Here is a 22,421-nt window from a genome sequence, read left to right as displayed (position 1 = left end):
ATTTACTCCTCTGATTGAATTTCTAATATTAGATCCCTTAATTCTGCTGCTTTTTCATAATTTTGTTCTTTTGCTGCAAACAACATTTGTTTTCTTAAATCTTCAATTAATTTTTCCTTATTTTTTATTTTATCTTTTTTATTTAATTTTGATAATTCATCAATTTTATTTCTAATATTTATGTCCATTCCAAAATCACTTATTTTTTTAGTAATAGTTTTTGGAATAATATTATTTTTTAAATTATATTCTATTTGAATATTTCTTCTTCTATCTGTTTCTTCAATCGCTTCTTTCATAGCAGGTGAAACTGAATCAGCATAAAAAATAACTCTTCCTTCAGCATTTCTTGCTGCTCGTCCAACAGTTTGAATTAAACTTCTTGTATTTCTTAAAAAACCTTGTTTATCTGCATCCAAAATGCAAACCAAACTTACTTCTGGAATGTCTAATCCTTCTCTTAGTAAATTTACTCCTACAATTACATCATAAACCCCTTTTCTTAAATCTATTAATATTTGATTTCTTTCTAAAGTTTTTAATTCTGAGTGTAAATATGCTACTTTTATACTTCTTGATTGTAAATAAGTTGTAATATCTTCTGAAGCTCTAATAGTTAAAGTTGTAATAAATACTTTTTGTTTTTTTTCAACAATTTGATTTACATTTTGAACTATTTCGTTCATTTGATTCATTGTTCCTCTTATTTCAATAATCGGATCAATTAAGCCAGTTGGTCTAATTATTTGCTCTACAACTTTATTTTCTACTAAATTTAACTCATAATCTCCAGGAGTTGCTGAAGTATAAATGACGTTTTTTAATTTACCTGCAAATTCTTCAAAATTAAGTGGTCTGTTATCTAAAGCGCTTGGTAATCTAAATCCGTGCGCAACTAATGTTTCTTTTCTACTTCTATCTGTGTTAAACATTCCTCTAATTTGAGGGATCATCATATGTGATTCATCGATTATTGTTAAAAAATCATCTCCAAAATAATCAATTAATGAAAATGGAGGAACTCCTTTTGGTCTAAAATCTAAATGTGCTGAGTAATTTTCAATTCCACTACAAATTCCAAATTCTGTTAATGTTTCCATATCATATTTAGTTCTTTTTGTAAGTCTATCTGCTTCAATAAGTTTTCCTTCTTTTTCTAATTCTTTAACTCTTAATATTAACTCTTTTTCTATATTTTCAACAACTAGTTTCATTTTATCAAAATTTGTAACGTAAGCTGCAGCTGGAAAAATTGTAAACATATGTAATCTTTCTTCAACTGTATTATTTAGAACATCAATTAAATCTAATGATTCAATTTCATCTCCAAACATTGAAATTCTTAAATTAAATTTATCTGTTCAACTTGGTGCAATTTTTATCACATCACCTTTTGCACTAAAACATCCCATGTCTAAGTTTGTTTCATTTCTTGTATAACCAGTTTGAATTAAAAAAGTTAATAATTGTTTTTTTGAAAGAATTTGCCCAACATTTAATTCAAAAAAAACATTTCCATATTCTTTTGGGTCTTGAGTTGCATAAATTGCAGCAACACTAGCAACAACAATTGTATCCTGTCTAATCATTAATGCATTCATTGCACTTAATCTCATCATTTCCAAATCATTATTTCTTTTTGCATCTTTATCAATATATAAATCTCTTGAAGGAATATAAGCTTCTGGTTGATAAAAATCAAAATTAGAAACAAAATATTCCACTCTATTATTTGGGAACAATTCCTTTAATTCTATGTACAATTGCATTGCTAATGTTTTATTATGTGCTAAAACTAAAGTGGGCTTATTTAAATCTTTTATAATATTTGCCATTGTAAATGTTTTACCTGTACCAGTAGCTCCCATTAAAACTTGATGTTTTTTATTTGCTTTAATACCCTCAATTAAATCTTTTATAGCTTTTGGTTGATCACCACCTGGAGTAAATTCAGTTACTAAATTAAATTTCTTAAACTCTTTTTTCATTTCATTACCACCTTTTATGCAAAAAAAATAGCTAAATTGACTATTTTATACATCTAGCAATATTTTACCTATTTAAATTTAAAAATTTTAAAAAAAATATATTAATAAAAAACAAAACCTCATAAAGTTTTGTTTAACCAATTTTAATTTTAGTTTGAACTTGTTCAGTATCCTTTATATCATCTTCTGATATTGAACCATCATCATTTGTCTTAAATTTTTTCTCAACTTTACCCTCTTTATCAGTTATAACAAATTCACTTTTCTGTTCTTTTAATTGATTTGCTATTGCTAATAAAATTTGAGTTTCTATTAATAAATTATTTATTTCACTTTGATCTGCTGATTTAGATAATTCTTCAAATTTTAATTTAACTTCTTCTGCAGTAAATAATTTTTGAGTTAATCCAAACTTTGCAATAATTTTATCAATACCTTCTTGTGAAACCTTTAGGGTTTGTTTATTTTTTGCCATAAACATTTCATCCAATTTTTTCATCAATCCATCAAGAACAGTAAATTGATAACCTAATCTTTCCAATTTTGATTGATCATCTTTAAATGTTTCTTGAAATTCTTTTAATTTTTTTTCTACAAATGGTCTCGAAAATTTATTTTTTTCAATATTTCACTCCTCTAAAATAACATCAATATCTTTATCTGTTATATTAATAACCCTTTTCCCAATATCCATACTTTGATTTAAATATTCTTGACTTACTTCTTTAATAAATGAATTATTTAATTTTTCAACACTTTCTTCAGCAATTGCAACTTTCATTTTTGCAAATAATTTTGCAGATTCCTCGACATATTCATGTAAAGGATTATTTTGTGCATACTGTTGTAAGTAAATACCACTTCTTAATTTCTGAGCTAAGTTTATATGTTTAGTTCAATGTTTATCAAATGCTTGAAGAATCGTTCTTCTTTCTAGTTCACTTATTACATTTTCAGGTACATCTGAAATTTTTGCTAAATAAAAAATCATCATTTTTTCTGATATTAATTTTGCAATTTGTCCTTTTTCCAAACCAGCCAAATCATCCTCTGATAATGAATTTTTTGGAATTAATTGACCATCAACAGAATCAATTAATGATTTAAGGTTAATTGTTCCTTCTCCTCTAACTAATTCAGAATTTCTTTCAACCATTTCAAAAGCAATTGTATAATGGAATCTTGATAAAACAACTTTTAAATCTTCTTGTTGCAGAATACCATCACGTTGTGAATACATTGCCTCACGTTGTTGACTTAAAATATTATCATAATCTAAAACATTTTTACGTTGATCAAAATTTAAACCTTCCAGTTTTTTTTGAGCATTTGTAATTGCTCTTGTAAACATTTTAGATTTAATATGATCATCACCTAATTTTAAGAACATCTCTCTAACTTTTGGAGCAGTAAACCTAACCATTAATTCATCTTCCATTGAAATATAGAATCTTGAATTACCTGGATCTCCTTGTCTACCACTTCTACCTCTAAGTTGATTATCAATTCTTCTAGCTTCATTTCTTTCTATTCCCATAACAAATAAACCACCAAGTTTTCTTGTTTCATCTGTTAATTTAATATCAGTACCACGCCCTGCCATATTTGTTGCTAAAGTAATTGCTCCTAAATTTCCTGCTTTTTCAACTATTTCAGCTTCTCTATGGTGATTTTTTGCATTTATCATTTCAAATTTAAGATTTGCATTTTCCAAATACCTTGCCACTTGTTCAGAAGATTCAACTGAGGTTGTTCCAATTAAAACAGGTCTTCCAATTTCATTTAATTCTTTTAAATCTACAATTAATTTCTTTAATTTTGCATTTATAGTTCCAAAAGTTAAATCAGCTTCATCTACTCTAATAATTGGTTTATTTGTTGGACAACAAATAACTCTTGTATTATAAATTTTAATGAATTCTTCTTCTTCTGTTTTTGCAGTTCCTGTCATACCAGAAAGTTTATTATAAAGTCTATAAAAATTTTGATAAGTTATAGTTGCAAGAGTTGCTGTTTCTTCTTCAATTGAAACACCTTCTTTAGCTTGAAGTGCTTGTTGTAAACCATCACTATAAGCACGACCTGGCATTGTTCTTCCTGTAAATTGATCTATTAAAATAATTTCATTATCTTGAACTGTATACTCAACTTCTTTTTTAAAAGTAAAATTAGCTTTCAAAGCATTCATAATTAAGTGAAAAACTCCCGTATTTCTAAAATCAAAAAGATTATCAATACTAAAATAACTTTGCGCTTTATGAATTCCTTTATCAGATAAATAAACTTGTTTTGATTCCAAATCAATCTCAACATGATCCATTTGATTTAATGTTTTTGCAAATGAATCTGCAGCTTTATACATATTAATTCTATTTTGACTTCCACCAGAAATAATTAGTGGTGTTCTTGCTTCGTCAATTAAGATTGAATCAGCCTCATCAATAATGGCATAATTTAATTTTCTTTGAACTTTTTGTTCGAATTTATAAACCATGTTATCTCTTAAATAATCAAAACCCAATTCTGAATTTGTAGTATATGTAATATCTTGTGCATATGCTCTTCTTTTAGCATCTTTTGTAAGATCTCTTCCATTTAATCCAACAGTTAATCCTAAAAGATTATAAACTTGTCCATTAATTTCACTATCTCTTTTTGAAAGATATTCATTTACTGTAACAACGTGAACTCCCAATCCAGATAATGCATTTAAATAAGCTGGAAATAAACCTGTTAAGGTTTTACCTTCCCCTGTTTTCATTTCTGCTATATCTCCTTGATGTAAAATAATTGCACCAATTAATTGAACACGATATGTTTTCATTCCTAAAATTCTATTTGCAGCTTCTCTAACAGTTGCAAATGCTTCAACTAAAATACTATCAAGCGATTCTCCATTCGCTATTCTTTCTTTAAATTCACTTGTTTTTGTTTTTAATTGTTCATCGTTTAATTTTTCATATTCAGATTCAAGAGAAATAATTTGATCTGCTATTTTACCATGTTTTTTAATTATTGATTTATCTCTTGCCATTTAATTAACTCCTTTTTTATTTAAATAAACAAACTAAAATTATTATACAATTAATATGTATAAATATAAATACATATAAAATATTAATTTATATGGTTTTTTTAATATTAAATAGGTAAAATTATATGTGGTAGATAACGATGGTTTATTTAAATGTTTTAGAAAATGATTTTGTTTTAAAAGACGAAAAAACTATAAAAAAATCAAAGTTTATTACCTACATTGCAAAAATTAATAATAAAAAAGAGCTAATTTTTTTTATTAATCAGTATAAAGACCCAAAAGCAAGTCATAATTGTTATGCTTTTAGATATGGTAGAGATAAATTAAATTATGGTTATAATAACGACGGTGAACCAAAAGGAACAGCTGGTGAACCATTATTGAAATTAATAGAAATAAATAATTTGACAAATATAATTATTTTTGTAATTAGATATTTTGGTGGAATCAAATTGGGAACAGGTAGATTACAAAAAGCATATAATAATTCAGCTATTGAAATAATAAAAAATAATAATATTAAAGAATTAAAAATTTTGCTATACATAAAGATTAGTTTTAATATTTCAAATATTAAAACTATAAAAATGTATTTTAAAAAAATAGATGCTAAAGATATATTATATGAATTCAATAATGAAACTGTTTTTTTTAGTGGAAAAATCAATAATATAAAACAATTAGATCCAATAATAAGTAAAATTAAAGTTTTAGAAACAGAAAAAAATTATTTTTAGAAAGGTAAAATTTAAAATGGAAAAACGTAAAGTTGTTATAATTGACGGCTATCATTTATTACATAAGGGATACTATGGAAGTCTTAAAAGAAAAAAAATAGCAATTAATAGAGAAGGTGTTTTAATAAATGCTGTCTATGTTTTTGTAGCAAATATATATCAAATGATTCAATCAAATGAGTACTATACCATAATTGTAACTTTTGACGTAGGTAAAGAATGTTGAAGGAAAGAAATTTATCCAGAATATAAAGCAACAAGAAAAGAAACACCTTGTGATTTGATACCTCAAATGCAATTAGTAAGAGATTTTCTTACCTCAGCAAATATACCTTGATATGAAAAATGTAAATATGAAGGTGATGATATAATGGGCACAATTTCAAGAATTGCTGTTAAACTTGGATATAAAGTTGATATAATTTCAAATGATAAAGATACTTATCAATTAGTAAGCAAAGATGTTTGTATTATTTCACAGCAATCAAAAAAAACTAAAAAAGAAATAATAACAGAAAAAGATGTATTTGAAAAATTTGGTTGTAAACCATGTCAAATTCCTGATATGAAGTCATTATTAGGAGATCATTCAGATAATATTAAGGGTGTCAAGGGAATGCACTATAATACAGCTGTTAAATTGATAACAAAATATGGTTGCGTAGAAAATATTTTTAAGAATTTAAATGATTTCCCATATGATCATCAAAAAAAACTTGAACAATGTAAAGAGCAAGTTCTTATGAATAAAAAGATAGCAAAAATTTTAAAAAATGTAGATATTGGAAAAATTAATTTTAGACCATTAAAAATTAATTATATTCGTTTTATGGGTTTTTTGAAAAGAGAAAAAATGTGAGCATTTACTAAAATGATTGAAGAAAAAGCAAAAGATCAATTACAGTTTCGAGAAAATAAAAAAATAGAATTACAAAATTAATTCTATTTTTTTATTTTATTTTTTTTCCTCTTTCATCAACTTCATAAAGTCTTTGAGTCAAAATTTTAACTTGTTTTTTTGAAACTTGTATTATTCCTCTATGCAAATGAATATATTTTTTATCTTTTTCTCTTTCATATTTCATATCACCAATAATTAATGTAGATACAATTGGTGTATGATTTGCATAAATTGCAATTTGTCCTGCTGTTGTTCGAACACTTACATAATCAACATCTAAATCATCAATATAAATTCCTTCAGGTGTTATTATTTTTAATTTAATTCTTTCCACTATTTTGATTCTTTATATTTCAAAATAACTTCGTCAATAGAACCAGCATACATAAATAAAACCTCAGGAACATCATCAAGCTCACCATTTAATATTGCTTTAAATGATTTAATTGTATCGGATATAGTAACATACTTACCACTTCTACCTGTAAATTTTTCACCAACTGTAAAAGGTTGAGACATAAAATTTCTTATTTTTCTTGCTCTATTAACAATAATTTTATCTTCTTCTGAAAGTTCTTCCATACCTAAAATTGCAATTATTGATTGTAATTCTTTATACTTTTGAAGAGCTTCTTGAACTTTTAATGCTATTTGATAATGTTCTTCTCCAACAATTTCTGGATCTAACATTCTTGAACTTGAATTCAAAGGATCAATTGCTGGATAAATTCCCAACGAAGCAATTGTTCTATCCAAAACAACTCTTGCATCTAAGTGAGTAAAAGTTGTTGCCGGAGCAGGATCTGTTAAATCATCTGCTGGAACATAGACTGCTTGAACAGATGTTATTGAACCCTTTTGAGTTGAAGTAATTCTTTCTTGTAATGCTCCCATTTCTGTTGAAAGTGTTGGTTGATAACCAACAGCAGATGGCATTCTTCCAAGTAATGCAGAAACTTCTGAACCTGCTTGAGTAAATCTAAAAATGTTATCAATAAATAATAATACATCTTGATTTTTTTCATCTCTAAAATATTCTGCAATTGTTAAACCTGTAAGAGCAACTCTCATTCTTGCTCCAGGAGGTTCATTCATTTGACCAAATACAAGTGAAGTTTTATCAATAACTCCTGCATCAATCATTTCATAGTATAAGTCATTTCCTTCTCTGGTTCTTTCACCAACACCTGCAAAAACTGAAATTCCACCATGTGCTTTTGCCACATTATTAATTAATTCTTGAACCAAAACTGTTTTTCCTACACCAGCTCCACCAAATAAACCAATTTTCCCACCTTTTGAAAAAGGCATCATTAAATCAATAACTTTAATTCCAGTCTCTAATATCTCAGCAGACGTTGCTAACTCATCAAAAGGTGGTGCTAATCTATGGATTGGCATAAATTTTGAGTCTGTTACTGGTGGTTTATCGTCGATTGGTTCACCTAGAACATTAAACATTCTTCCCAATACTTTTTCACCAACTGGTACAGAAATTGGTTTTCCTGTATTTTTTGCAATAAGTCCTCTAACTAATCCTTCTGTTGGACCCATTGCAATTGTTCTTACTAAATCATCTCCAATATGTTGAACAACTTCTAAAACCAATTTAACTCCACGATTATCTAATTCAATTATGTTATATAATGTTGGCATTTCATTTGGATTGAATTTTATATCAACAACTGGTCCTAAAACTTGAACTACTTTACCTTCTGTAATTTTTAATTGCATTATTTTTTCTCCCTACTAATTATCATTTTGAGCATTTGCTCCACCAACAATTTCACTAATTTCCTGTGTAATATTTTCTTGTCTTTTTCTATTAAATAATTTGGTTAGTGAATCTGAAAGATCTCTTCCATTTTTTGTTGCAGCTTCCATTGCCATTCTTCTACTTGCATGTTCTGAAACTAATGATTCTATTATTGTTCCAAATAAAATTGTATTTAAATACATAGAAACACTTGTAGTTAGTAAAGTTTCTGGATCAGGTTCCAAAGTAACATCTTCAAAACTTGATTCTTCCCCTAATTTTTTAGTAATAGGAAACATTTCAAGAATTTTTGGTTCAAATGTGACATTATTTATAAATTTTGTGTAAACGATTTTAATTGAATCAAATTCATTCTTAATATAATAGTCTAAAATATTTACAGCTAATTGTCTTGATTGTTCATTTGAAAAATCTACATCAACATCTGTTAATGAACCTTTTATAGTTAAATCATTATTATTACAAAATTTTATACTCTTATTACCAATTGCATAAACTGAATCACTTTTTTTATTTATTAATGGTTTTATTAGTTTAAAAATGCTTGAATTATACCCTCCACATAAACCTAGATTTGATGTTATTACAATTCATAAAGTATTATGTATTGGTTTATTTTCTTTTTTCAGATAGATTGAATCTTCGGAATGAGAAATAATATAATTAAAAACATCATATACTTCATTTAAATATGTTTGAATATTTTCCATTCTTTTTGATATTTTTTTAAGTTTTGCTGTTGCTACTAATTCCATTGCACCAGTTATTTTCCCAATATCTTTAATAGAACTTATTTCTATTTTTAATTCACTTAAATTTGACATACTATAATTCTAAAAACTCTTTTTGCTTACCAAATTCTTCAACATTTCAACCCTTGATTTTAGAAGTAATATCTTTTAAAATTTTTACTAATTCAATTTTAATATCTTTTTCAAGTTCACTACTAAATTCTTTTTCTGTTTCCAATAATTTTCTTAAAGCCATTGCTTTATTATCAGAATTAAAATGTTTAATTATTGATTCTTTAAATAAAATCATTTCATCTAATGGTAATCATTTAATAAGTCTATCTTTAATTGCAAGTAATATAATAGCTTGATCAATTTGAGAAATTGGTTTATACTGTCTTTGTTTTAGTAATTCAACAATTTTTGAACCATGATCTAAAGTCGCTTTAGTTGTTTCATCTAAATCACTCCCAAATTTTGCAAATGATTGCAGTTCATAATATTGAGCTAATTCTAATTTTAAAGTCCCACCCATTTGTTTAACTGCCTTAATCTGTGCAGATGAACCAACTCTTGAAACTGAAAGTCCAGTATCAACTGCAGGTCTTATTCCTGAATTAAATAACTGTTCAGATAAAAAAATTTGTCCATCTGTAATTGAAATAACATTTGTGGGAATATATGCTGATATATCTCCTGCTTGGGTTTCAATAATTGGAAGAGCAGTAATACTTCCTCCCCCAAATTTTTCATTTACCCTTGCTGCTCTTTCAAGTAATCTTGAATGTAAATAAAAAACATCCCCTGGATATGCTTCACGCCCTGGTGGTCTTCTTAATAAAAGAGCCAGTGTTCTATAAGCGATAGCATGTTTTGAAAGATCATCATAAATAATTAAGACATCATCTCCCTTTATCATTCATTCTTCTGCAATTGATACACCTGTATATGGTGCAATATATTGCATTGGTGCTGACTCAGAAGCAGAAGCAGAAATTACAGTTGTATATTCCATTGAACCCGCTTGTTTTAATTTTTCTACAACCTGGGCAACTGTTGATTCTTTTTGTCCAATAGCAACATAAATACATTTAACATTTTTGCCAATTTGATTAATTATTGCATCAATTGCAATTGCAGTTTTACCTGTTTGTCTATCTCCTATGATTAATTCTCTTTGACCTTTTCCGATTGGTATAATTGAATCAATTGATAAAATTCCTGTTTCTAAAGGCTGGTTAACTGATTTTCTTGACATAACTCCTGAAGCAATTTTCTCAACAGCAGTAAATTTCTTATTGTTTAATGGGCCATTCCCATCAATTGGATTTCCTATACCATTTAAAACTCTTCCTAATAGTTCATCACCTACTGGTGTTTCAACTACCTTTCCTGTTCTCATAACTTTATCACCTTGAACAATTTGTGAATCATCTCCAATAATAACAGCACCAACAGCACCGTCTTCTAAATTTAAAGCCATTCCAAAAATATTATTTGGAAAAACTAATAATTCACCCATCATAACTTTATCTAAACCAAATAATAAAGTTACTCCATCCCCAATACTTGCAACTGTTCCCTCTTCAGATTCAATAACATCTTTACCATATTGTTTTATTTGTTTTTTTATTACTTCAGATATTTCATTTATTTTAAGTGGCACACTATCACCCCTAATTTCTATTTGTAAGAATTATAGATTTCATATCTTCTATTTTTCCTTTTAAAGAAAAATCATATTTTTTATTCAAAACTTCAATTCTAATTCCTGCCAATAAATTATTGTCAATTTTATTTTCTAATTTTATTTTTTGATTAATTTTTAATTCAATTTTTTTTTCTATTTTTTTAATCAATTTATCATCTAATTTTTGAGTTGAATAAATTACGCCATTTTGAATTTCTAACTGTTCGTATATTTTTTTAATTGCTTCACTCAAAATATATATTATTGATCCAAAATAATTTCTTTCAACTAATAATTTTAATGTATTTAATAATTCTGCTTCAATTTTATTTGCAAAAATTAAATCAATAAATTTCAATCTTGTTTCAAGAAGAATATTTCTGTTAGCAATAAATTCTATTGCTTCAGCATTTTCTTTAAATATTTCTAGTAATTCAGAAAGTATTTCACAATATTCTTTAACTTTATTTTTTTCTTTTGCAATTTCAAAAATAGCTTCAGCTCAATTGATAATCAAACTTTGTTTAATCATTTATTATTTATCCAAACTATTCAAAAAATCTTCAATCATTTTTTGATTTTTATCTTTTGAAATATTTGTTTCAATTAATTTTTCTGCAGCAGAAAAAGCTAAATCAATTACTTCTTTCCTTATTTCATCTTGAGCCTGCTTTCTTTCAAATTCAATTGTTTGCTTAGCATGCAATTGGATATTTGTTGCTTCTTTTCTTGCATCATCAATAATTCCGATTTTTAATTTATCTGCCTCTATTTTTGCAACACTAATTATTTCTTTTGATTCTTCTTTTGCAGAATCTAAAAATGTAACTGCCTCTTTATTATTTTTATTTGCAATTGCTTGTTTTGAAGAAGCTTCATCAAGCAATTCATTAATTTTTCTACGTCTTTCCTTTATTGTTTCTCTAAAAGGTTTATACACTAATTTTGATAATAATAAAATTATTACTACTGTTGATAAAATATGTGCTATAAAATTTGGTAAATTCGGGAATAAATTTTCTACAACGTTTGGAATTCCTGCAGTTCCTTCGGCTAAAAATAATAACATTTGTATAAAACTATGAAGCTACAAATATTAATAAAATAGCAATAACTAGTGCGTAAATAGCACCAGATTCACAAAATCCTGCAGTAATAATTAAAGTAGAAGTAATTTTAGGTGCAGTTTCAGGATTTCTTCCTATTGCAATACACGCACCATAACCAACTAATCCTTGGCCCACACTAGCCCCAATCATACCTACTCCTGTTAAACCTGCACCTAAAAATCCAAGACCTTTTTTTAAATCTTCATCTACAAGTAATTGTGAAATTATACTATAGAATGGAAGTAATGATATAAAATTTCCTCCTATAGTTAAATAAGCATTTGTTAGCATTTCAGTAAACATATTTTTTTCTCCTTTTTAACTTTTTTTATCTTTTTTTGTTCATCTTTGTTGTTTTTCTTCACCATCTTCTGATTCACCATTTTTTGCACCAGATCAATATGATAATGTCAACATTGAGAACACAATGGATTGTATAGTTCCATCAAATAAATCAAAATATAAATGTAATACAGGCATAGAAATAACTGTAAAAATATTTAGTCCAGCTCACCAGTAATGGTATTGATCTTCTCATGCAGTAGTCGTTCTATTTCCATCAAAAATATTTCCTTGAAAATTAATTAAGGCTGCATATAATAATCCTAAAATAATACTTCCACCAAGAATATTTCCAAATAGCCTAAATGAAATTGAAATTAATGGCACAAATTGTGCTATTAATTCTATTGGATTTAGATATCTTCTAAAAAAGGCAAGCTTTTGATATCTCAATCCATAATAATAAACCCCTAAAAATGTAACAAATCCCATTGAAAAAGTTACAGTATATGACGTACTTAAGGATTCAATTCCCAAAAGTGAAATAATTGATGAAATTGCAATATACATAAATAAATACATTACATAGGGAGTTAACTTTCTGTGTTTCTTACCCATTATTGTAATTACCATATTTTCAACTTTTGAAATAAAAATTTCTGTTAAAACCAAAAAACCTGTTAGTTGTTTATCTTCTTTAAAATTTCTTATTTTTACATTGTAAACTATACAAAATGTACAAATAATTATAAATGTAACTAAAATTGACAATAACTGGGGGGTGACAGAATATAGACTATCAAACATTCCAGTTTGTCCACTATCAGCTAGCAGATTCATAAAGCCCCTCCTTTTTAAACCATATAAAAAATTATTTACATTACTTTTTAACTAAAAATGGTAAAAAAAATAAATTCAAAAATCCTATCAAAATTCCGAAAATTGAAAAGAAATTAGGTAAATAAAAACTTATAAGGAATGGAACAAAATATATGCCAAGTCTTAAAATTGAAAAAAACAAATAGTTAAAAGGATTTTGATTTCTAGTTAATTCTTTAGAAGCAAAACTTATACAAAAAATGCTAAGAGTTGTAAAAAAAAATCCTAATAAATATCCTAAAGTTCAAGAGAAATTTATATACTTTAAGCTATTTAAAACTGACAATATTAATAAAACTAACAAAAATAATAATAAATAAATATAATAATTTTTATTTTTAAAAACTAACAAAATTTATTGTCCTCAATATAAGTTCCATCAAATTAATAATACTACCATTGGCTAATAAAATCTATAACTTTTTTTGTAGTTATTAAAATAAAAATAGTAAACAAAATGCTTACTATTTGGTACCAAATATTCTGTCACCAGCATCACCTAAGCCAGGAACTATATAACCTTGTTCATTTAAAATTGGATCTAGACTAGCTGAATAAATTTCAACATCAGGATGGTCATTCAATATTTTGTCCACTCCTTTTTGTACAGCAACTAAACAAACAAATTTTATTTGTTTGGCTCCTCAATTTTTTGCAATTGAAATTGCTTTTGAAGCACTACCACCTGTTGCCAACATTGGATCAACAACAATAACGTAACTTTTTTCAATATCACTAGTTTTTTTTGCAAAATACTGCACTGGCTCTAATGTTTCTTCATTTCTATAAAGACCAACATGCGCAATTCTTGATGTTGGAACTAACCTTTGTATTCCCTCAGTCATTCCTAATCCAGCTCTAATTATGGGAATCAAAACAACAGGCATATCAATTGTATAACCTTTTGCTTCAATAACTGGAGTTTTAATATCGATTTCTTGTAATGGTACATCTCTAAAAATTTCATATACCATTAATTGACTAATTTCATTTAAGTTTTCCCTAAAATCCTTCGATGCTGTTTCTATTTTTCTCATTCTTGTTAATTTATCTAAAATTAATGGATGTTTTATAACCGTAAATGACATAAATATATCTCCCTATTAAAAATTTAATTTTTGTACTCTATTTGAATGTCTTCCACCTTCAAATTCAGTTTCTAAAAAAATATCTACTAAGTGAATTGCTTTTTCAATAGCAATTATTCTTGCACCAAGAGCCAGAATATTTGCATTATTATGTTGTCTTGCCAATTGTGTTGTTTGATCTTCATAACATAAAGCTGCTCTAGCACCTTTAACTTTATTTGCTGCAATTGATATTCCAATACCACTTCCACAAATTACTATTCCAAAACAATTTAATTTAGTAACTTTTTTAGCAACTTCTTTCCCAAAATCAGGGTAATCTACTGAAGCAAAATTATTAGTCCCCACATTAATAATTTCAAAACCTTTTAGTTTTAAATGCTCAACTATTTTTTCTTTCATTTCAATAGCTGTATGATCATTTCCAATAACAATTTTCATATAAACCCCCTTAAATAAAACTATACACTAATTTAAAAATAAAAAATCAGATTGCTCTGATTTTTTTTAATATTCTGAATCGTAAGTTTCTTTACCTAATTTAATTATTTCAGCACTTCCAGTCAATCCTGTTCCTGCGGGAATTAAGTTTCCAAGCATAATGTTTTCTTTTAAACCTTCTAGCTTATCTACTTTTCCTTTAATAACTGCTTTTACAAGAACTCTTGCAGTATCTTGGAAAGAAGCACTTGATAATCATGAATCAGATTCCAGAGGAGCTTTTTTAATACCAAAGATAACATGTTTTGCAAGTGGAGGTTTTTTTCCAGCTAAAATTGCTTTTTTAACCTCAGCTCTAAATGTTCTTGAAGAAATAATTTCACCTGGTAATAAGTCAGTTTCTCCTGAATCAATTATTTTTACTTTATTTAACATTTGTTTAACAATTATTTCAATATATTTATCTGATATTTCAATTCCTTGTAAACGATAAACTTTTTGTACTTCCTTTAAAATATAATTTTGAACATCTTCAAGTCTTGCAACTTCCAATAGTTCTTTAATATTTATAGCACCTTCAGTTAATTTTTGACCTCTAGTTACATGTTCACCTTCATGTACACGTAATATAGCTCCATATTGTGATTTATATCTTCTTTCATCTTGATCAGAAACTACTAAAATTGTAATAATTCCTTCTTCTTCTTTTGTTTCTTTTACAACACCATCAATTTGGGAAATTATAGCAATTGACCCTTTTGGTGTTGTAACGTCCAGAAGTTCCTTAATACGTGGAAGTCCTTGAGTTATATCAGCCCCACCAGCAACTCCTCCTGTATGGAAAGTACGCATTGTAAGTTGTGTTCCTGGTTCACCAATTGATTGAGCTGCAATAACTCCAACTGGTTCACCTAATGTTACAACCTGACCTGTTGCTAAGTTAACACCATAACATTTTCTACAAACTCCTCTATTTGTATCGCAAGTTAAAACTGTTCTAATTGTAATTTCATCAATATGAGCAGTAATAATTTGATCTGCAATTTTTGAAGAAATTAATGTATTTGCTTCTACAATTAAATTATTTGATTTATCAAGTACATCTTCAAAAGTAAAACGTCCAACTAATCTATCTTTCAATGGAACAATTATATTATCATGTTTTGTTTCGATAATTGAGTGCACTTCAAAACCTTTTGTAGCTTTACAATCATCTTCAGTTACTATAATTTCTTGAGAAATATCAACAAGTCTTCTTGTAAGATAACCTGAGTCAGCTGTTTTTAAAGCAACGTCAGCCATACCTTTTCTTGCACCATGAGTAGAAATGAAATATTCAGAAACTGTTAAACCTTCACGGAATGATGATTTAATTGGAATTTCTTTAATATCCCCTTTAGGGTCATTCATAAGACCCCTCATACCAACAAGTTGAGTAAAGTTAGAAACATTACCACGAGCACCACTATCTGCCATAACAAAAACTGGATTTTTTAAATCTTTTCTTAAAACTTCTTCAAGTCTACCTTGAATTTTATCTTTTACAGATGATCATACATTAATTACTCTACGTTTTTTTTCTGTTTTTGTTAACATTCCCATATTGTAGAATTCTGTAATTTTTGCAACTCTTTCATCTGCAACTTTAAATTCTTCAAATTTCTCAGTATAGGCAACAACATCAGCTGCGCTTATTGTTGTTCCTGATTTTGAAGAAAATTTAAATCCTAAATCTTTCATATTATCAAGCATTTGGGCAGTTTTTTGAGCTCCGAATATTTTAAAGTATCTTTCAATAATTAAAGATAATTCCTTTTTCTTAATTGGTTGTTGAATTTTATATTCTTCCTCAATATATTTTCTAATATCAGTATTTGCATCTACTAAAAAATTCTTTACTTCTTTTTCTGCATTATTAATATTTGAATTAATAATTCAGGGGAATTCTTCAACAAACATTTGATTAAATAAAATTTTACCAACTGTTGTAATTAAAAATTTATCCTCATCTGCCTTTTCAAACATTTTATTTTTTAATTCGCAAACAGGTATTGCAACAATTGCATTTAGTGAAACTGAATCAGTTTCATAAGCAATTTTTACTTCCTCTGTACTTGAAAATATAGTAGCCTGCCCATTGATTACATTACTTGATGAAGATTTTTCCTCAGTTGTAATATAATAATTTCCTAAAATCATATCCTGAGTTGGAGTAACAATAGGTTTACCATCTTTAGGACCTAAAATTGCTTTTGAACCAAGCATTAATGCTCTTGCTTCTGCAACTGCTTCATCGCTTATTGGTAAATGTATAGCCATTTGATCTCCATCAAAATCGGCATTAAATGCAGTAGTTACTAAGGGATGAAGTCTTATAGCTTTACCCTTAACTAATTTAGGTTCAAAAGCTTGAATACCTAAACGGTGTAAAGTAGGAGCACGGTTTAATAAAACTGGTCTATCTTTTATGACCTCTTCTAATACATCTCAAACTTTTGAATCATTTGTCAATATCATTTTCTCAGCAACTTTAACATTTTCTGCTAAATTTTTTTCTTGAAGTCTCCTTATTACAAATGGTTTGAATAAAGTTATTGCCATATCTCTTGGAATACCTGCTTGATACATTTTTAAATCTGGACCAATTGCAATAACAGAACGTCCTGAATAATCAACACGTTTTCCTAAAAGGTTTTGACGGAACCTTCCTTGTTTTCCTTTTAAAATTGAAGTTAAAGATTTTAAAGCACGTTTATCCTTACCAGTTACTGGTCTTGGTTTACGTTCATTATCTAGTAAAGCATCAACAGCTTCTTGTAACATACGTTTTTCATTATTAACGATAATACTTGGAGCACCCATCAATTTAACTTTTTTTAAACGTTCATTTCTTATTATAATTCTTCTATATAAATCATTAATTTCTGAAGTTGTAAAACGTCCACCATCCAATTGAATAATTGGTCTAATATCTGGTGGAATTACTGGTATTACATGTAATACCATTCATTCAGGTCTTGAATTTGATTTTTTTAATGAATCAAGTACTTCTAGTCTTTTCATCATTTTATTTTGTTCAGTTGAACCTTTTTTCTCTTTTAAATCTTCTTTTATTTTTCCAATTTCCTTATCAAGATCAATTCCCTTTAATAATTCTTCAATAGCACTTGCACCAATTCCAAATTTTGCATTAATATGCCTTGAAATAAATGTTGCAGCCTCATCCATTGAAAAAGGAATTTGAGTTGATTTAAGTTGATTTAATAAATTATCTACTCTTTTTCAAGCAAAAGTATCTGCATCTAAATTATTTTTAATATCTTCTAAAGTTTTTGTCAGTCTTTCTCTAGTTTTAATAGTTGCTTTTGCATTACCCAAATCCAAAACTTGTCCTTTTTTTAAGTATTTTGAATTACCTGGATCTAATACAATGTAACTTACAAAATAAACCACTTCTTCAACTTCTTTTGTTTTCAAATCTAAAATTGAAGCAATTCTTGAAGGTGCCACTTTTAACATTCATATATGTGTTACTGGTTCTTCAAGTTCAATATGACCCATACGCTCACGTCTAACAATAGATTCTGTTATTTCAACACCACAACGTTCACATATTTTTCCCTTATTTTTTACTTTTTTGTATTTACCACAACTACACTCATAATTTCTTGTTGGTCCAAAAATTCTTTCATCAAATAAACCTTCTTTTTCTGTTTTCAAAGTTTTATAGTTTATTGTTTCTGGTTTTGTTACCTCACCACGAGATCAACTTCTAATCACATCAGGAGAAGCTAATTCAATTTTAATCATTCTTTTATTTTGATTTCTCATTTTAAAATTTCTCTCCTTATTCCATTTCTTCTATTTCATCATCAAATATTATTTCATCATCTTCACCAGTTTCAGAAAAGTCTTCTAGATCAGAAACATTAAAAGAAATGGCAGTATCATCTAATGAATTTTCTATATCTACATCAATATCATTATCATCATAAGCATTTATTTGAACTTTATTTCCTTCTTCATCAATCATATGCATATCAAATCCTAACCCCATAATTTCTTTTGTAAGAACATTAAATGACTCAGGAATTCCTGGTTTAGGAATTGGTTTTGACCTAACAATTGATTCATAAGTTTTAATACGGCCTTTAATGTCATCAGATTTAATTGTTAAAATTTCTCTTAATGTATAGGCAGCACCATATGCTTCAAGTGCCCAAACTTCCATTTCACCAAATCTTTGACCACCATTTTGTGCTTTACCTCCAAGTGGTTGCTGAGTAATTAATGAATAGGGCCCAATATTTCTTGTATGTAATTTATCATCAACCATGTGTGAAAGTTTTAGCATATACATTACACCAACAGAAATTGGCTTATCAAAAGGTTCACCAGTTTTTCCGTCAATTAAAATTACTTTTCCATAATTATCCATACCAGCTTCTTCCATAATTTCCAAAAGTTCTTTTTCCTTAACTCCTTCAAAAACAGGAGTATTAATTTTTAATCCAAGTTTTTTTGCAGCCATTCCTAAGTGAATTTCCAAAACTTGTCCAATATTCATACGTGAAGGCACACCCTGTGGATTCAACATAATATCTACAGGTGTTCCATCTTCCATGTGTGGCATATCTTCAATTGGTAAAATTTTGGAAATAACACCTTTATTACCGTGTCTTCCTGCCATTTTATCTCCCTCTTGAATTTTACGTTTTTGGACAACATATACTTTAATTATTTCTAAAATATCTGCTGGCAAATCATGCCCATCAGCTCTACTAAAACGTTTAATTGATTTGATAATTCCTTCACCACCATTTGGTACTCTTAATGAATTGTCTTTTACATTTCTTGATTTTTCACCAAAAATTGCGTGTAATAATTTATCTTCTGGTGATAATTGTGTTTGAGATTTAGGAGTAACTTTTCCTACTAAAATATCTCCAACTTTAACTTCAGCACCGATCGCAACGATTCCGTCTTCATCTAAATGCTTTTTACTTGCTTCTGAAATATTTGGAATATCTCTTGTAACTTCTTCAGGACCTTGTTTTGTTTGTCTTCTTTCAATAGTATATTCATCAATATGAATTGAGGTAAATCTATCATCAATTACAATACGTTCAGAAACTATAACAGCATCCTCATAGTTATAACCATTTCAAGTTGTAAAAGCAACAACTACATTTTGCCCTAATGCTAATTCCCCATTTTCCATTGATGGACCATCAGCTAAAATATCTCTTGCTTTTACTTTATCTCCAATTTTAACAATTGGTAAATGAGTAATTGCAGTTCCATTATTTGAACGGCTAAAATCATTTAAGTCATAAATTTTTATTCCATCTTTTTGTTCAATTGTTATTTTCTTTGAATCAACATATTTAACAATACCATCTTGTGTTGCAACAACAGCATCTCCTGAATCACGTGCAGCTTCAAATTCAACACCTGTTCCAACAATTGGAGATTCTGGATTAATTAACGGTACAGCTTGACGTTGCATATTAGCACCCATCAAGGCACGGTTAGCATCATCATTTTCCAAAAAGGGAATACATGATGTAGCAATTGAAACAATTTGTTTTGGAGAAACGTCAACATAGTCAACATCTGCAGGATTTACCATTATATCATCACCTCTATAACGCGCAATAACTTGATCATCTAAAATTGTCCCATCCTCTGACATTTTAATATTTGCTTCTGCAACTACATATTCTTTTTCTTTATCAGCAGTTAAATATTCATATTTTCCCAAAATAACTTGTTTATTTCTAACTTTTCTATATGGAGTTTCAATAAAACCGTATTCATTAATTTTTGCATATGTTGATAAGTTATTTATTAATCCTATATTTGGGCCCTCAGGAGTTTCAATTGGGCAAATTCTACCATAATGAGAAGGGTGAACGTCACGAACTTCAAGTGCTGCTCTATCTCTACTTAAACCACCAGGTCCAAGAGCTGTTAATCTACGTTTATTTGTTAGTTCTGCAAGTGGATTTGTTTGGTCCATAAATTGTGACAATTGTGACAAATTAAAAAACTCTCCAATAATTGCAGTTAATGGTTTGTTATTAATAATACTTGACGGTTTCATTTTAAATGGATTTGATGTTGCTAGTTTCTCTCTAACATTTTTTTCAATACGCATCATACCAATTCTAAATTGATTTTGTAATAATTCACCAACAGTTCTGACACGTCTATTTCCTAAATGATCAATATCATCAATTTCACCAATTCCATCCATTAAATTAATTGCATAAGAAATTGAAGCAATAATATCTGGAATATTAATAAATTCATCTTTTGAATTTTTTGTAATTCCTATTATTGTTGCTGTTTCATCTCTTAGATCATTATCCTTATAAACTTTTACTACTTGTAATTCTTTTCCTGAAACAATTACATCATTAAAATTAATTTTTTTAATCATTGCTCCATTATCAAGGACTCTTTCAACTTCTTCGTGAATATCTTTTGTAATCTCTGTTCCTTTTTCAAAAGCTATTTTGCCGTTTACATCAACTATGTCTTCTGCTAAAACTCTTCCAATTAATCTATTTTTAACTGATAATTTTTGTTGCAATTTAAATCTTCCAGCTTTTGTTAAATCATACTTTCTTTTATCAAATAAAAGTCCGTACAAATATTTACTTGCACCATCTGGTGTTGCTGTTTCACCTTGACGAATTTTTTTATAAATTTCTTGAACTTGATTTTCAAAATCAATATCTAAATCTCCACTTAAAGTATCAATTTCATAACTTGAAGTTAATACTTCATTATTATCAAATAAATCTAAAATTTCATCTTTTTGCATTTTAAACGCAGTTAAAAGACTTGTTGCTGTTGTTTTTCTTGATTTATCAATTTTTACATAGAATACATTAGAAATTTTGTTATCAAGACTTTTTTTTGAATCTAATTCAAATTCTAATCATGTTCCTCTTGAAGGGATAATATCTGCAAAGTATATCATTTCTCCATTTTTACGATTCATTTCTTCTTTAAAATAACTACCTGGAGAACGAACAAGCTGTGAAACAACAACTTTTTCACTACCATTTATGATAAATGTTCCTCTATCAGTCATTAATGGGAATTCACCAAAGAATACCTCCCCTGTTTTATAAATATCTATATTTGCTAAATATAGTTCTTCTTTTTCATCTTTAATTTCAATTTGAATTGAATCTTTTTCACCTGTTTTACTTTTAAACTCAAAAAAATAAAGTTGATCTTTACCATTTTTAAATTCAACAGCAGTAGATTCAACCTTCTCTTGAAGTCAACCTTTTAAGAAAGTTTCCATAGAACCTGAAATTTCTTCCTTAAATATTTCTACATCTTCCATATGTATTGTTAATGACAAATTAGCATAAATTGGAGCTTCATATATTTTTGACTCTTCTTTTGCCTTAACTATTGATAATCTAGGTTCTCTAAATTCTCAATCGCTTAAAGTAAGCATTATATCTCCATCAGTTGACGCAACCGGAAATACTTCATCAAATACCTCATTAATTCCTTTTTCTTTAAATCATTTAAAAGTATCTGTTTGTAATTCAATTAAATTTGGTAATTCTAAATCACCCGAAACTTTAGCATAATCACGTCTTTCAACTAATGCATTGATTTTTTTTATTTTGTAACTCATTTAGCTTCCCCCGTTCAAATAAAAGATATGCAAACAAATTTTATATTATTTTAGTAGTTAAATCAATAGAAAAATTAAAAAATATAATATTA

The 22,421-nt window shown here is 27.7% G+C and carries 17 protein-coding genes; 2 read left to right on the top strand and 15 right to left on the bottom strand.

Translation table 4 applies throughout. The features are described from left to right. Window positions 1-2 precede the first annotated feature (2 nt). Window positions 3-1,988 carry an excinuclease ABC subunit UvrB gene (uvrB, locus tag STAIW_RS00310; RefSeq protein WP_020833898.1) on the bottom strand — a complete coding sequence of 662 codons (1,986 nt, stop codon included), beginning with the start codon at window positions 1,986-1,988 and terminating at the stop codon, window positions 3-5. 133 nt (window positions 1,989-2,121) lie between these two features. Next, window positions 2,122-5,022, bottom strand: a complete 2,901-nt coding sequence (secA, locus tag STAIW_RS00305) for a preprotein translocase subunit SecA (protein WP_020833897.1) — start codon at window positions 5,020-5,022, stop codon at window positions 2,122-2,124. Window positions 5,023-5,162: 140 nt separating this feature from the next. On the opposite strand from secA, the gene STAIW_RS00300 reads away from it, so the two are divergent. Next, complete coding sequence (locus STAIW_RS00300) at window positions 5,163-5,762, top strand: IMPACT family protein (protein WP_020833896.1); 600 nt, start codon at window positions 5,163-5,165, stop codon at window positions 5,760-5,762. 16 nt (window positions 5,763-5,778) lie between these two features. Next, window positions 5,779-6,702, top strand: a complete 924-nt coding sequence (locus STAIW_RS00295; RefSeq protein ID WP_020833895.1) for a 5'-3' exonuclease — start codon at window positions 5,779-5,781, stop codon at window positions 6,700-6,702. A gap of 10 nt (window positions 6,703-6,712) precedes the next feature. Here the strand turns inward: STAIW_RS00295 and STAIW_RS00290 are convergent, their stop codons facing one another. From STAIW_RS00290 to rpoB, 13 genes are all read right to left on the bottom strand, one after another. Beyond that, a complete protein-coding gene (locus tag STAIW_RS00290; RefSeq protein ID WP_020833894.1) occupies window positions 6,713-6,997 on the bottom strand; it encodes a F0F1 ATP synthase subunit epsilon in 285 nt (94 codons plus the stop codon). Next, window positions 6,997-8,397 carry a F0F1 ATP synthase subunit beta gene (gene atpD / locus STAIW_RS00285; RefSeq protein ID WP_020833893.1) on the bottom strand — a complete coding sequence of 467 codons (1,401 nt, stop codon included), beginning with the start codon at window positions 8,395-8,397 and terminating at the stop codon, window positions 6,997-6,999. The genes STAIW_RS00290 and atpD overlap by 1 nt, the downstream gene beginning before the upstream one ends. A 15-nt stretch (window positions 8,398-8,412) precedes the next feature. Beyond that, entirely contained in the window at window positions 8,413-9,264 is an 852-nt protein-coding gene (gene atpG, locus STAIW_RS00280; RefSeq protein WP_020833892.1) for an ATP synthase F1 subunit gamma, read from the bottom strand. 1 nt (window position 9,265) lies between these two features. Next, window positions 9,266-10,837: a F0F1 ATP synthase subunit alpha gene (gene atpA, locus STAIW_RS00275; RefSeq protein ID WP_020833891.1), complete on the bottom strand. Its 1,572-nt coding sequence runs from the start codon at window positions 10,835-10,837 to the stop codon at window positions 9,266-9,268. 10 nt (window positions 10,838-10,847) lie between these two features. After that, a complete protein-coding gene (locus STAIW_RS00270; protein ID WP_020833890.1) occupies window positions 10,848-11,393 on the bottom strand; it encodes a F0F1 ATP synthase subunit delta in 546 nt (181 codons plus the stop codon). Between the two features lie 3 nt (window positions 11,394-11,396). Beyond that, complete coding sequence (gene atpF, locus STAIW_RS00265; protein WP_020833889.1) at window positions 11,397-11,930, bottom strand: F0F1 ATP synthase subunit B; 534 nt, start codon at window positions 11,928-11,930, stop codon at window positions 11,397-11,399. A gap of 10 nt (window positions 11,931-11,940) precedes the next feature. Next, the gene (locus STAIW_RS00260; RefSeq protein ID WP_020833888.1) at window positions 11,941-12,273 is read right to left on the bottom strand and encodes an ATP synthase subunit c family protein; all 333 of its coding nucleotides are present in this window, start codon (window positions 12,271-12,273) and stop codon (window positions 11,941-11,943) included. Between the two features lie 15 nt (window positions 12,274-12,288). Beyond that, window positions 12,289-13,092, bottom strand: a complete 804-nt coding sequence (locus tag STAIW_RS00255; protein WP_020833887.1) for a F0F1 ATP synthase subunit A — start codon at window positions 13,090-13,092, stop codon at window positions 12,289-12,291. A 40-nt stretch (window positions 13,093-13,132) separates the two neighbouring features. Continuing rightward, complete coding sequence (locus STAIW_RS06785) at window positions 13,133-13,483, bottom strand: MG406 family protein (protein WP_041618747.1); 351 nt, start codon at window positions 13,481-13,483, stop codon at window positions 13,133-13,135. A gap of 112 nt (window positions 13,484-13,595) precedes the next feature. Beyond that, the gene (upp, locus tag STAIW_RS00245) at window positions 13,596-14,219 is read right to left on the bottom strand and encodes a uracil phosphoribosyltransferase (RefSeq protein WP_020833886.1); all 624 of its coding nucleotides are present in this window, start codon (window positions 14,217-14,219) and stop codon (window positions 13,596-13,598) included. A gap of 15 nt (window positions 14,220-14,234) precedes the next feature. Then, window positions 14,235-14,660 (bottom strand): ribose 5-phosphate isomerase B, encoded by a 426-nt coding sequence (rpiB, locus tag STAIW_RS00240; RefSeq protein WP_020833885.1) that lies wholly within the window; start codon window positions 14,658-14,660, stop codon window positions 14,235-14,237. 66 nt (window positions 14,661-14,726) lie between these two features. Next, window positions 14,727-18,491, bottom strand: a complete 3,765-nt coding sequence (rpoC, locus tag STAIW_RS00235) for a DNA-directed RNA polymerase subunit beta' (protein WP_020833884.1) — start codon at window positions 18,489-18,491, stop codon at window positions 14,727-14,729. Window positions 18,492-18,507: 16 nt separating this feature from the next. Then, window positions 18,508-22,329, bottom strand: coding sequence for a DNA-directed RNA polymerase subunit beta (gene rpoB / locus STAIW_RS00230; protein WP_020833883.1), 3,822 nt, complete (start codon window positions 22,327-22,329; stop codon window positions 18,508-18,510). Window positions 22,330-22,421: the final 92 nt, after the last annotated feature.

It is taken from the genome of Spiroplasma taiwanense CT-1, from assembly GCF_000439435.1.
Taxonomy (GTDB): domain Bacteria; phylum Bacillota_I; class Bacilli_A; order Mycoplasmatales; family Mycoplasmataceae; genus Spiroplasma_A; species Spiroplasma_A taiwanense.
This window is presented reverse-complemented; position numbering and strand designations above follow the sequence as displayed.